Annotated in this window: 7 protein-coding genes; all 7 read right to left on the reverse strand. The window is 61.2% G+C overall.

What is annotated here, in order from left to right; translation table 11 throughout:
- Positions 1-389: 389 nt before the first annotated feature.
- The 7 genes from ACYVRU_RS08270 to ACYVRU_RS08300 all read right to left on the reverse strand — a co-directional run bounded on the left by ACYVRU_RS08270 (position 390) and on the right by ACYVRU_RS08300 (position 12,651).
- Positions 390-1,058 (reverse strand): DUF3800 domain-containing protein, encoded by a 669-nt coding sequence (locus tag ACYVRU_RS08270; RefSeq protein ID WP_461186011.1) that lies wholly within the window; start codon positions 1,056-1,058, stop codon positions 390-392.
- 760 nt (positions 1,059-1,818) lie between these two features.
- A complete protein-coding gene (locus ACYVRU_RS08275) occupies positions 1,819-2,313 on the reverse strand; it encodes a hypothetical protein (RefSeq protein ID WP_114538866.1) in 495 nt (164 codons plus the stop codon).
- A 60-nt stretch (positions 2,314-2,373) separates the two neighbouring features.
- The gene (locus ACYVRU_RS08280; RefSeq protein WP_227069490.1) at positions 2,374-8,367 is read right to left on the reverse strand and encodes an InlB B-repeat-containing protein; all 5,994 of its coding nucleotides are present in this window, start codon (positions 8,365-8,367) and stop codon (positions 2,374-2,376) included.
- 173 nt (positions 8,368-8,540) lie between these two features.
- The gene (locus tag ACYVRU_RS08285; protein WP_461186012.1) at positions 8,541-9,950 is read right to left on the reverse strand and encodes an ATP-binding protein; all 1,410 of its coding nucleotides are present in this window, start codon (positions 9,948-9,950) and stop codon (positions 8,541-8,543) included.
- Between the two features lie 165 nt (positions 9,951-10,115).
- The gene (locus ACYVRU_RS08290) at positions 10,116-11,276 is read right to left on the reverse strand and encodes an IS3 family transposase (protein ID WP_231699631.1); all 1,161 of its coding nucleotides are present in this window, start codon (positions 11,274-11,276) and stop codon (positions 10,116-10,118) included.
- Positions 11,225-11,656, reverse strand: coding sequence for a helix-turn-helix domain-containing protein (locus ACYVRU_RS08295; RefSeq protein WP_198160973.1), 432 nt, complete (start codon positions 11,654-11,656; stop codon positions 11,225-11,227). Before ACYVRU_RS08295 ends, ACYVRU_RS08290 begins: the two co-directional genes overlap by 52 nt.
- A gap of 62 nt (positions 11,657-11,718) precedes the next feature.
- Entirely contained in the window at positions 11,719-12,651 is a 933-nt protein-coding gene (locus ACYVRU_RS08300; RefSeq protein WP_461186013.1) for an ATP-binding protein, read from the reverse strand.
- Positions 12,652-13,202: the final 551 nt, after the last annotated feature.

Raw genomic sequence — 13,202 nt, forward strand, 5'->3', positions numbered from 1 at the left:
CCCCCAAAACCGCAGCGACACAGAAGGAGGACATATCAGCGCTGCCCCCTCTGGTCATCGGCTGCTCCTCGGATCCGCAGGCCCTCGCGGACCCGAGGGCCGCCCCTACGCCGCCAGGAACGCGGCCAGCAGTCCATCGTCCCGAGCGACTTCGCGCTCATCCCGAAAGTTCTCAACGAGTTCGACGCATGCGAGCACACGGGTACGGACAAGCTGGGCAACAAGAAATCCCTCGTCGACATCGTCACGCAGCTCGCTGCGCGCCCACACGAAGAAGAATGGTTCGAGTTCAAGACGAATTGGTGCGAGCCCCGGATTTTGGGGGAGTATGTATCCGCCCTCTCCAACGCCGTTCTCTCTCGCCCAAACCCACACAGAAGCTAGAAGGCTCAGCGGCGGAACTCCTTCAGATAGGTCTTCTTGAAACTTCCGGCGCCTCCGAAGAACGCAGCCTCGGACTTCGTGAGCCCGCGCTCGGTGCGCCGTCTCTCAACTAGCTCGATCGTACAACAAAGATCCGCGACCTGGAACAGGACGTAATCGGCCGGTGCGACAACCCTGTGCTCGACGTGGCTGAGCGAGGCCGCGAAGGCGACCCTGAGCGTGCGACTTATCTCCTTTTGCCCCCTATCGTAGTACACGATGACCCTGTCATAGGACTGAAAGAAAGAAATATTCTCAGGTAAAAACTCACCCAGCTCGCGAGCGATGCGCTCCTCCAGGGCATCGCCGTCCCCGAACCAGCGCTTATCGACGAGAATAACTTTGTGCCTCATGGAACAGCGGCGGCTGAACGCGAAGAGCGCATCGAACATGCGGCGCCTCTGCCTACCATCGAGCTCGGAATACGGCGCCTCCCGGCGAATCAGCGGCGCGGTGTGAACCGGCCCATACCTGTCGAACCCCGACTCGCGCATCACCTTTTCCAGCCTCCCCAGCTGGGCGTCGATGGGCTCGTCTTGGTCGTGAACGACAAGGCTCACAATATAGAAGGGGCAGTGAGCGGCGAGCGCCCCGAAATCTCCGGACTCGTCGACGAAAACGCTCAACTCGCTCATTTTACCCCCTCCCCTCAGCATGGCACCGAGAAATAAAAAGGCGGGGACTGTTCCCCGCCGATGGGTGGACCCGCTCTCGCGCGCCCCGCGCTAATCTTATATCACGGCCTGCAACCTCGCGTCAAGCCACGAGGAGCTGGCGCGCCGCGATCGACTGGGCTCGGCCGTCAGGACCGGTCTCGACTTCGAACCAAGGCCATCCTACTTGATCCCGACCGCGGAAACGACGCGGGAATGTCCCGATCCGTTCCCCGCGCCGACCGCGACGGAGTCGCAGGGGCGCCCCCATTGCGCTGCGGAGGCATGCGCCCCGCCGCTGGCGGGGATACGGAAGGTGCGGAAAGCAGGGCCGCGCTGATGGGAGCGCAGCAGTCGCGTGCAGCGCGCCCGCAACCAATCGCCCTGCATCGTCCTCGACTCGAGGCGCATGAGAAAAGTCCCGGACGCCGCAATCGAAAGGGAGCTGAGAAGGTGCGCGAAGACCATCAAGGGGATAAGGCGCCTCCTGTTCGTCGGCCGACACGGAAGCGTCACAACCATTCTCTGAATCTGTGGTATGATTGCGCCAGCAAACGCCCGAACGGTACGCAGTTTACCTTCCTCGGGCGTTTTTGCTGCTTCCCCTGGTTTAGTTTTTCATCCCAGCATCTTTCCGCTGAAATTACCTCCTATTTCATAGAAAAGGAGGCCGGCGCTCGCCAGAGCGCCGGCCCCCTCTCGGTTGGCTATGTCGCGGCCCCTAAGGGCCAGCGGGCCTCCCCTACGCCGCCAGCAGGGCGGCCAGGTCCTCGCGGGACGAGAACGCACGCGGCTCGGCCTCGGGGTCGTGGGCGGGGACGACCTCGCCCTCCCAGACCTCGCCGTTGCGGTCGAACTTGCGGCTCCGCACCACCCAGCGGAACGCGGGGCGCACGCGCTCGTCCAGCGCAGCCACCTCGTCGGGGAAGGCCATGCCGGCGAGCGTGCGCTCAAGCGCCGCCAGCTCGCTCTCGCCGGCGTCGGGCATCACGAGCCCGGCCTCCGGGTTGTACACGATGCCCTCGCCGATAAAGGCCAGGCGCATCTTCTCGCGCCTCTTGCCCTCGGCCCACACGATGCCGCCCACGACGGCGGCCACGGCGAGCCACCACACCACGGCGACCACCAGGTCCAGCGGGTCGTCCACGTGGTTGAAGCCCAGCGCGAACCAGGCCCACAGCAGAACTCCGCAGGCGACGGCCGCGATCGCTGCGACGATCCAGTTGTTCTTTCTCATCTCAGTCTCTCCTTTCCTTCACGGAGGGGGGCGGCGGGGCCGCCCCCTCGCGGCTGTCTCTTACAGGGCCTGGCGACCGTCGGCGGGCACGGCCTCGGGGGCCTCGTCCTCGATGCCGAGCACCTGCTTCTCGTAGTCGTCCACGTCGTCGGCCAAATGCAGGCGGCGGCGGACGACGATGGCGCCGTAGGCGGCGGTGATGAGGATGCCGAGCAGCATCACCCAGTGAACCCAGCAGTGCGGCTCGTCGAAGGCGCCCATGGGGGTCGCCTCGTCCTCGATCTCCTCGGTTTCGGCCAGCGGCGTGCCCTCAGCGGGCGCGGCGGCCTGCGGCGTGGCATCGTCCTCGATGGGCTCGGCGGCCGGAGCCGGCGTCGCAGCCGCAGGAGTGGCGGCCGGAGCCGGAGCGGCGGGAGCGGGAGCCGCCGGGGCAGCAGGCGCAGCCGGGGCCGGCGTCGCGGGCGTCACAGCAGCCGGGATCACCGGAGCCGTAGCGGCCAGGACGGTGAAGTTGCCGGGAACCACCGTCACCGAGTAGTTCGGGTTGGCCAGGTAGGTGGCACCGATCACGCCCGGGTAGAAGCCGACGCCCTCGGCCGCGTTGCTCCGGCCGAACGAGACGGCACCGAGATCTCCGGCGCGAACCAGGCCGGTCACCGTACCCGTGAAGATCGGGTCGGCGGCACCCGCAGTCTTGGTCGCGCTGTTCGCGACGATGACGGCAGGCCGCGGGTTGATGGTCACCGTCGCGCGGACGGCGCGGGTGGTCTCGTAGTTGGCGGCGTTCGCGCGCACCCACACCGAGTAAGTGCCCGCGTTGGTGAAGCTCGGGTTGGCGGCAGTCCAGTTAACGCCGTCGAGCGAGTACTCGAAGGTGGAGCCGGCCACCGCGGCGGTCGGGGAGACCGAGGTGGCCGCGCCGTCGTAGGTCTTGGTCAGGCCCGTGGCGTCCGACAGGTTGGAGACGGTAACCACGTTGGCCCCGGAGGCGACAATCTCGAAGATGTCGGTCACGTAGCTCACGCGGTAGTTACCCTGGATCTCGTCACCAGAAGGCGTGATCACATAGTCATCGACGTCCTCGCCAGGAGCGCGGGTGACATTGCAGGCAATGTCAAAGCCGTCGCTGGGCTTCTGGCTGACCGTGGCCGTGAGGGCCGGATCTGCCGTGCCGTAGGTCTTACCGGCGCCGTTGGCCGTCACGGTGACGGGGAAGTGCATGATCTGGTACTCCGCCCAGTCCTCGCCATCGTAGTTGCCCTTGCCGACGACCGTCACGCGGACGGTGCCGACGTTGGTCGTGTCGGAGGACCAGCGTAATTCGTAATCCTTGCCTTCGACGAGCTTCTTATCGCCGTCCTTCACGACGATCTTCTCGTGCTGCGGCTGCGAAGAGCCGTTGTATGTAACATTCTCGAGGCCTTGGAGGGTCAGCTTGTGTTCAACTGCGTCCGGATCCTCCGGGGTCGGAGTCGGCGTCGGGTCGATCTTCTTTGCGGTCACGGTCAGCACCCCGATGCCGTCAAGCGAGGTATCGTGGATGTAATTGCGCTCATCGGTGCCGCTAGCCCAATTGACATCGCCAGCCGAGTTCGGCACTTCGCCCTTGTCGGTGATCTCTCCAGTTCCCTCGACGTACGCCGTGTCCTTAGCAACCAGGCCTGCAACCTCAGCATTTTTGTTTGTCAGAGGAGTGCCGTCGTATTCCTTGCTGTCGGAGGCTGTATTAATACCGTACGCCTTAGCAGTGATGGTCAGCTTCTGGGTGCCGGTGACGTAGCCCTCGTAGGAGGACTCGACGGAGGCGCGCACGTTGACGGTCACGGAGTCGGCCACGGCGGTCGCGGTGATCGAGGCCGGGTCGGTGGTCCAGTCGGTCCCGTTGACGCTGTACTCGACCTTCACGGCCTTGCCGTTGGCGTCGGCGGCGGTGGCCACGCCGGCGGCGTGGGCGGCGCCGTCGTAGGTCTCAACGACGTCGACGGGGGTGAGGGTGACGTACTGGGCGATCTCGGACTTGGTGATGTCCAGGGAGCCCGGGGTCTTGGTCTTCAGCGTGTAGTTGGCGGTCACGTCGTCGGCGCCGGCCATGACCTTGAAGTCGTCGCCGAACGCGCCGTCGTAGTGGCCCACCTCGGTGCCCGAGAGCTCGTAGCCGATGGTGGCCGTCTGGCCGGCGACCACGTTGTCGAAGGCGTACTCGCCGTCCTTGGTGTAGGGCTTGCCGGTGTAGGGCTGCTCGGAGGGCCAGCCCTCGCCCGTGACGGTCACCTCGCGCTGGCCGATTTTAGCAAGACCGTTCTTAATCTCAGTGATGTTGTACAGACGTGTTACATCTACACCAGACCAATAAATCTTCACATCGGATTTATCAAGCGTGGTCAGTTTTTCACCAGCATTGATCATCTCACTGGAGCCATCAGACAGCTTGATTGCATCAGAGCTTATGACCACCTTATGACCTGGTAGCAAATTCGTAGCGGTCGCATCAGTCCACCCGCCAGCAACCATAATATTGGTGCCATCATAGGTCATAGTCTTTGAGGGTGCCGTTACAACGACATCAATCTGCCACAACGCCTCTATCGTCAGATCGCCAATGGTTCCCTTGGCAAGTGTGATGGTCTGCCCCAGCGACTCCGGAGGCAAAAGATCAGTCGATGGATCTTTGCTAATTATCTGCTCAACCTTGGTATCAACTCCGTCGACCTTCCAGCCAACAAATCTGTGACCTTCCCACGTAGGCTGCTTGCTGATACTGATCTCTAGATCGTTCTTTGTATAGAAGTCGTTTTCCCAAGTTTCGCCATTGCCCAGCACATAAGTAATAGTGTAGGGCTGGTAGTCGAGATCGAAAGTTACCACTTTGCCGAGGCCCATGTCGGAGACGACCTGGGTGGTGCCGTTCTTGAACATGTAGCCGTTGTCGGAGGCCCAAGTGGCGGCCTCCTGGGAGATGCCAACAACCTGCATCCGAGCTGCCGCGGGAACGTCCTTCTGGGTGAGTTCGTTAACGATGGAGCCATCGGGGAGCTTGTACTCGACCGTGTACTTGATGTCGTCGAGCTTCGCGTACTCGAAGACCATCGTGTTCTCGCCGCGGACGAGCGTCGTAGTTTGGGTAGCCGGAGTCGGCAGGTAGTCCTTGTATTCACCGAGCGCATCCTCGGAAAGAGCGCTTGCCGTAACCGTGGATCCAACCATACCGGTGTGCTTCTCAGTAGCGATAACCTCGCCGCCGACCTTATGGATCACGGTGTACTCAACTGTGGAGCTCGCCATCCAGGAGGCATAGAGCGTGGTGTCCTCGGTGATGGGCTTGCGAGGATCGAACGGCGCTTCGGTGATGGGGCTGGTGACCCAGCCGGTGAAGATATAGCCGGGTTTCTCGGGAGTGGGAAGCTGAGAGCCGATAATCTCGCCGTACTCCACGTCCTCGGGCATCTGCGCATCGTCAGTGAAGGTACCGCCCTGACCGTCGAGCGTGATCTTATACGTCGGCATGTTCCAGTCCGCGTACAGCGCCAGACCCATGGGCATCGCAGTGCCAGTGAATGGCGTCGTGTGCTCGGGATCGATGAACCAGCCGGCGAACGTCGCGCCGTCGACCGGGGCCTCCGGCTCAGTGAGATACGAAGTGATGTCAGCACCTAGTTTCACGGAGTTGGTGGAGAGTTTCACGCCCTCGTAGCCGTATAGATCGAGGCTATAGCTCGCGGCGTTATAGTAGAAATCGCCAGTTGTGCCATTGCTGGTAGTGTATTCGCCGAAATTAACGCCCCGTGACCTACCATCGATATAGGCGTCGTGTCTCATATATCCAGTATGATCCGGGAAATCGGCGCTATTCAGGTAATTGAATTTCACATTAATAGTTTTGTACAGACCATAAGTACGACCGTCGTACATGGTAGTGGTATCCGAAGCATAATTCTCGAGCCAATAGCTAAGCGTCTGACTTTTTTTCGAGCTGTACTCAAACTCGTAGACTGTAGCATTCCTACCGGGCATGACATCGATTGCGGCGACTTTCGTGCTCTGATCGTTTTCAAGAGACCACGCGATGTCGTTTCCAGTTGGCTCGTTGAAAGCTTTGTTGAAGGCATCAGTAATGTGAGCCCCATATTTAGCTGTCAAGGTCAGCTTTTTCCCACCGTGTTTTTCTTCGGACGTAAGAGTATAAGTGTTGCGCTTGTACTTGACCGTGACGACGGTGGAGCCGTCGGCCTTGACGGTCGCGGAGGTCGATTCGGCGAAGGTGAAGTGCGCGGTATCGAGACCGGAGGGCTTGGCGGAGTTCGCGTTCGCGGTCACAGTAGTACCGACCTCGGCGAGCTGATTGCCAATGCTGCCGAAGTATGAGCAGTTGCCGTCGTCAGCATTCTCGGTCAGGTAGACAATGGTGTAGAGCGCCTGACCGGCCGTCCACTTCGCGTAGAGGGTGCGGTCGCCGGTGAGCACGTAGGTGTTCTGCGCCGGGGTGGTCAGGGCCTCGTCCTCGTACCAGCCCTCGAACGTGTAGCCCTGCTTCTGCGGGGTCGGCGTCCAAGACTCGAGGGTCACCTCGTAGCACTCGCCGTCGGTGTGCTGGTGCGCCTCGAGTCCGCAGGTGTAGCCGTAGCAGCTGTCGCCATGGGTGTGGGCAGTTTTCCCACAGCTCGGATTCCGGCTCCAGCTGCTTCCGTAACAGCCGCCCTTGTACTCCATATGACCACCCAAGAGCGGAATACCTTTCCATTGCGACTCCGTATAGCTATGGGTATGCTCCTCAATCTTGCACGTCAGCCCCCAGCAGTCGCCGTCGTGTGAATGGACGGTCTTGCCGCAGGTGAGAACCTTGCTGTAGGGGATATAGGTGATGGCGTCAACCGTCTGCCCGTGGACTCCAAGCACCGGAGGGACGTAGGAGCCGCCGTTGGACTCGTAGCTCAGCTTGTAGCTGTTGGGCGCGTAGTAGATGTTCACCACGGCGTCGTTCTCGACCGTCACGATCGTCTGCGCGACGCCCTCGCACGTGTAGCCCTCATAGGTATTGGCCACGGCCTCCGTCGAAGTGCCGACGATGCCCTCCCGCTGCACGGATTCCGCAAGCGTCTCCTCGCCCTCGTTGGCGCCTCGCTTGTAGTGGTTGACCGTGTAGGTCGCCTTCTCGCCCCGCAGGGTCACCACGATGGTCACCGGCTCGTCGTCTTGGAAGCTGAAGGAGACAAGCCCCGTTTCGTCGATGGTGGCCATCTCTGCGTCGCAGCTTGCGGTGAAACCGTTCAGATCGAGCTTGTAGGTGCCGGCGTAAGCACCGTCCTTCTTCTCGACCGCTATCGGAATGACGTCGCGCACCGCGCCCGTCTCGTATACGACGCGGAGGGTGACGGTCTTCTGCTCGACCGTGGGAGCCTTGATCTCGGCCTTCTTGCCAACCAGAACGTAGACGTTGCCAGACTCGGTCGGAGCAGTATCGGAGAAAGCAGCTGTGCCGTTATCCCGAATCTCGGCAACCTCGACAGCACGGGCTCCATTCGCGACCTTCATGACGGTAATCTCATCGCCGTCGACTCCGGCGTTGCGGAACGACACCTTCACCTTCTTGGCGGGAGACACCTCGTCACCCGCAGCGTTGAAGAGAGTGATGCTGTAGGCAGATTGCTCCTCGACCTTCTTGCCCTCATCAGCCACGACCTCCTCGACTGTCTTCTCGACAGCGCGCGATGACACCGTCTCCACCTTCATGGAGCTGTTGGCCGGGAGCGCTCCCTCGGGAGCCTCCATGACGACAGTCACTCCATCGCCCGCCTCGGCGGTCAGGCGCTGGGCCGGATAGCTCTCCTCGGGCTCCTCCGCCACGGCAGGGGCCTCGGGCTCGGCGGCGGGCTCGGCCTCGTTCACCTCCTCCGCGGGCTCCTCAGATTCCGGGCCGTTGGCCTCGTCCTCGGGCTGCGCCTGGGCCTCGGGCTCTCCGACAGGCTCGGCGAACTCGGTCGCCTCCCCGTTGTCACCCTCGGCGTTGGCGTAGTCCGTGAACATGGTCACGTTCAGGAACGAGAACACCAGCAGCACCGACAGCAAGATTCAAAGCTCTGACCAGGGGTTTCTCGGAACTTTCTTACGAAGTGTCCAAAACAAGTTGGTAGGCAAATGACAGGGTAAAGAACGACGAAAATGCTTTCTAAACGCTCTAAACCCTATTCGAGCGGTACATTTTCAGGGGTGAGCGGCGAAAGAGAAAAGCCTCACACTACTCCGCTGGAGTTCTCTCTTGTGGGCGCGGATAGGGACGGAAGCGTTATGCTGAACGAGTCCTCCTCATCGGAGCGCTTTCTCAGGCCGAGAGCCTCGGGCAGGCACGCCGTCACGTACCAGGGGAGGTAGACAACACGATCGCGCTGCTCCACATTGAGGCGCGAAAGCACGTAGCCCTTTTCAATCCCGTATTCCGGAGTGGCGAGCAGCTTGTTCAAAGCTTCATGGGCGCGGGGCGTGCGGCCCGACTTGATCTCAAGTGGAACTACGTCTCCCCGGGCATTTTCAACCAGGAAATCAACCTCTCCCCTCTTGCGGTTCATGTAGTAGAACAGATCACACCCGCAAGCAGTAAGCGCCTGGGCGAACACGTTCTCGAACATGAATCCGAGATTGAGCGTGCGATCATCGCTGTACAAACCGCGCGCCACCGAAATGTCGTAGCGACTCGCCAGCATCCCCGTGTCCGACTCATACAGCTTGAAGTTCCCCGCGTCTTCCGTGGCCTTGAGAGGCCTCTTCGGATCGCGTACCACGTTGCATTTCAGGCCGACATGGGCCGAAACTAGCCAGTTGAAATCGAAGCTGAACTTGCTGTAGCGCGCATCCCTTCCTAGGGAGTTCAGTTGGAACCGCTGCGAGCGCGCGTCCAGCTGAAGAGGAAGCTGTTCGAAGATCGCCCTCACGGTTGGAGCCGCAGTGCCGGCGTATTTCGTGATGTCGTGAACATACGAAACCACCAGCTCAGCCTGAACCTCTCGCACCGGTCCCATATTGCCGGCGTTGTCGAGAAAGGCTTGCACTGCTGCAGGCATTCCCCCTACTACCATGTAGCTGCGGAAGTAGCCGAGTAGGGCTTCGTGCAGGTAGCCAGGCACCGCCTGAAGGGACGTGCAGCAGTCCCGGACGACGGAAAGAGCCTCGTTCTGGACACCCGTCGCCCAGCAGAACTCTTCGAAGTCCATAGGGAACATGGTGACCTCGGTCACAAAGCCCACAGGATAGGAGCGCACGTGCTTCAGCTCGGTTCCCAGCATCGAACCCGAGAACGCATAAGAGAATCGGCCGTCCTGAACAAGACCCTTCACCATGGTCATGAGGTCGGGAAGCTCCTGGATCTCGTCGATGAAGATCAGCGTCTCGCCAGGAACGAGGGGCTGGTCAGCCATGAGAGAGAGGCGTGTTACGAGATCCGCTACATTGGAGGCCTCAGCCAGCGAGCGCTTCGCCGCCTTATCGAGGTAGAGATTGACTGTCAGAAGGCGCTGATACTTCTCGCGACCCAAGCGCTCTACCAGATAGCTTTTACCGATCTGGCGCGCACCTGTCACGAGAAGTGCTGTCTGACCACGTCGGGTCGCCCAACGCTGTAGAGACTCGTAGACCTTCCTGCGAAACAAGGAGGACTCCTTTCGCTGCTATCGTTTTGTCTATTTTAGCTGGGCTTTTTCAATAATGCAATTCTTTATTTGGTCGATTTCTACGATAATGTAACTCTTCATTTTGCAGAAATTGACGATTTTGCCGCTTTTCATGGCTTCGGGCTTACCAGTTCTTTGTACTAGTCAAGCTTCGTAGACACTTTTTCCATCTTCCCCGTGGCAATGGTGGACACCAGAGCTGGAATCCGCATCGCGTTCGTAGACACTGGAGCTGTTTTTCTTTAGAGGGACGTAGACACCGGCATCGAAGCAGAGGAGCTCGCTTGTGCCGATCGCGTTGCTTTCGGCATCGGCCTCGGCCCTTGCGAGCTTCTCGCGCACGAACTTCGGCGTCGGGTCGATCACGCGACCCGCGAACGTGTCGCGCCTCTCCACCTCCCCCGCCATGAAGGCGTCGTAGAAGTCGTTCGGCGTCATGTACCCGAGAGACCAGCAAGGTCGCTTCGCGTTGTACCACTCGATGTAGTCGTCGACCACCTGCTCCACCTCCCAATCCCGCTTGTCGTAGAGCCCGAAGTCCGTGAAGAGCTCCTCCTTGATCCAGCCGTTCAAAGACTCGTTCACGGGGTTGTCCGTGGGCTTGCCCGCGCGCGAGCACGAGCGGACGATGCTGCTCTCGCGGATGATCTCGTTGTAGGCCTTGGATGTGTAGACGCTCCCCTGGTCGGTGTGCAGCACGCAGATGTCGCCCGATCCCGCCTCCAGCCTCCCCACGGCCTCCGCCCTGGATCTCTCGATCTCCTCCCTCGCCTGCTCGAGGCCGTCGTGGTAGATGCCCGGCCAGCCGCGTCTTTTCGTGAGGCCGCGCCCTATGATCTGCTTCGTGAACACGTCGAAGTAAAGAGCGAGCTCCCAGTACCTGCTCCGCGTCCAGAACGCCGTCATGTCGGAGACTATCACCTGGCGCGGGCGATCGACCGTCTCCCACGTGGAGAAGATGAGGTTGGGGTAAGGATCGCGCGCCTTGCGCTCGCGATCCTTCTTCTGATGCTTGGTCTCGGCGCGTATGCCCAGGTAGAGAAAGCATCTCCTGACGTATTCCGCGGACACCGTTATGCCATCGCTCCTCTTGAGGTAGGCGTGCACCCACCGGTACCCGTGCGAGGGGTGGGCGTCGTGGCAGCCTTGCACCAGCCGCAGCACCTTCGCGCGGTCTTTCGGCGGATCCCCGCCCCTCTTCCTCCACTTGTAGAAGCCGGAGCGGCTCACGCCGCACAGGCTGCAGAGCCCGGTTACAGGGAACTCCTTCGAGAGCGCCTCGATGATCGCGCACTCTTCTCGGATACAGGCACGAACTCTCCCGGCGTCCCATCTTCTCTCGGGATCCGGATGTAGCCTTTTTTTAGTCGCTCCAGCTCGATTCTGGTCTTGATGAGCTCGCGGCGCAGGGTCTCCTCCGTCTCGTCCACGCCCTCGGGAAGCAGGCTCGGCGTCTTCTTCGAGCGATACAGCCCGGAGAGCCCCTCGGCGCCGTACTTCTTGAGCCAGGTCTTGAACGCCGCCTCGCTCACGTTGTTGGCGCGGCAGAAGTCGGAGAGCTTGATGTCGGGATTGCTCCTGTAGAGCCTTATCAGGAGCTCCTTCTCCAGAGGGTTGAGTATATTGTTGGACATGGCAGGCTCCCATCGTTCGGAAAGAGGCGATGGCGACTCCATTATCGCCATCGCCGACAGACTTTTGAAGATGGAATTCCGGAATTCACTGTCTACTTAGACATTAGCAGCACTCAGGCGCCGAGGGCGCGCAGGGGAATGACGTAGATACCCTCTTCGGCTTGGTAGGCATACTCGCCCGTGCCCGTCAGAACCGCCACGAATTCGGGCGGCCGGGTGCGCGCATGGGGGTTGCGCGTCACCTTCTCACGCACGCGCTTCAGAGTCGCCACGCCCGCATCGGCCTTCGCGATGCCCAGCTTGAACTCGAAGGCTGCCCACCGCCCGTCGGGCAGCTCGACTATGGCGTCCGCCTCAAGGCCGGCGTCGTCGCGGTAATACCTCACCGGCACGGCCGGAGCATCGGGCAGCGCCTGCGCGTACACCATGAGGTCGCGCACGCACATGTTCTCGAACACCAGCCCGAACGTCTGCCAATCGGCGAGAAGCGCCTCCTCGTTCATGCCGAGGAGCGCCACGACCAGGGAGGGGTCGGCGAGGTAGCGCTTCGGCTTCACCGAGAGCCGTTTAGGGGATCGCCTCGCCGGCACCCAGCCCGGCACCTCTTCGATTACATACATATTCTTCAGCAGCTCGAGGTACGAGGCCACCGTAGCTGTCGTCGTCAAGGGCTCATCGCCGCCCGATACGTCCGCGAGAAGCGTCTTGTAAGTTGCTGCCTGCCCCAGGTTTCGCGCGAGGGAAAGCGCGATGCGCCGTGCCAAACCTCCGTCTCGGCCGTGGCGCGGGACGCTTTCCGAGAACAATAGGTTCAGGTACTCCCTTGCGGTGAGAAGAGATTGGCTCGGGGAAAGATCCAACGTCTCGGGCCAACCACCGCGGCACGCCGCAGCGGCAAGGGAGGCCGCGTCCCCCGGCACCGTGGCCCGCGCAAATTCTCCGCGGAAAAGCGCGGCCAGGGAAACCTGACCTGTCGAGTCGCCCGATTCGGCAAGGCTCATCGGGTGCATGCGAATGCGGCCTATGCGGCCGGCGCCGCTGTGCATCGCTCTCGCCTGATCCTCGTCTTTCGCGAGAGGGGGTGGAAGAGCCCGTTAAAAGCCACGCGCCGCGCAGCCCCCGCTTGCGATCCACGGCATGGCGAACGGTGTTCCAGATGGCCGGTGCAAGTTGCCACTCATCAATGACGTGGGGCTGCTCGCCCGCAAGCATCGCCTGAGGGTCGGATTGGGCTAGGGCCAGGGCGTCGTCGACGTAGCTGACGCTTTCGCCGTGGCGACAGGCCGTCCAGGTTTTCCCGCACCATTTCGTTCCGGCCACTTCCACCGCCCCGAAAATCTCAAGGTAGCGGCGCACTTGGTCGTCGACAATGCGAGGCAGGTATTCGTCTCGCGGAGGCAGTTCGTTGGGCATAGCGCGCTCCTGTTCGCGTTTCGCTTCTTAGCGCATTGTAGCCTTTACCGGGTGTTTCCGATAGTCACTTTGCAAAATCCTAAAATTGGGGATGCTGACGTTTTTCCGTCCCAAAACCTATGCTGCAAGCCCCAAGGTTCTCCTGTATTGCACGGGGCTCATCCCTCCCAATGATAGCTTGATC

It is taken from the genome of Adlercreutzia sp. CNCM I-6216, assembly GCF_977113345.1.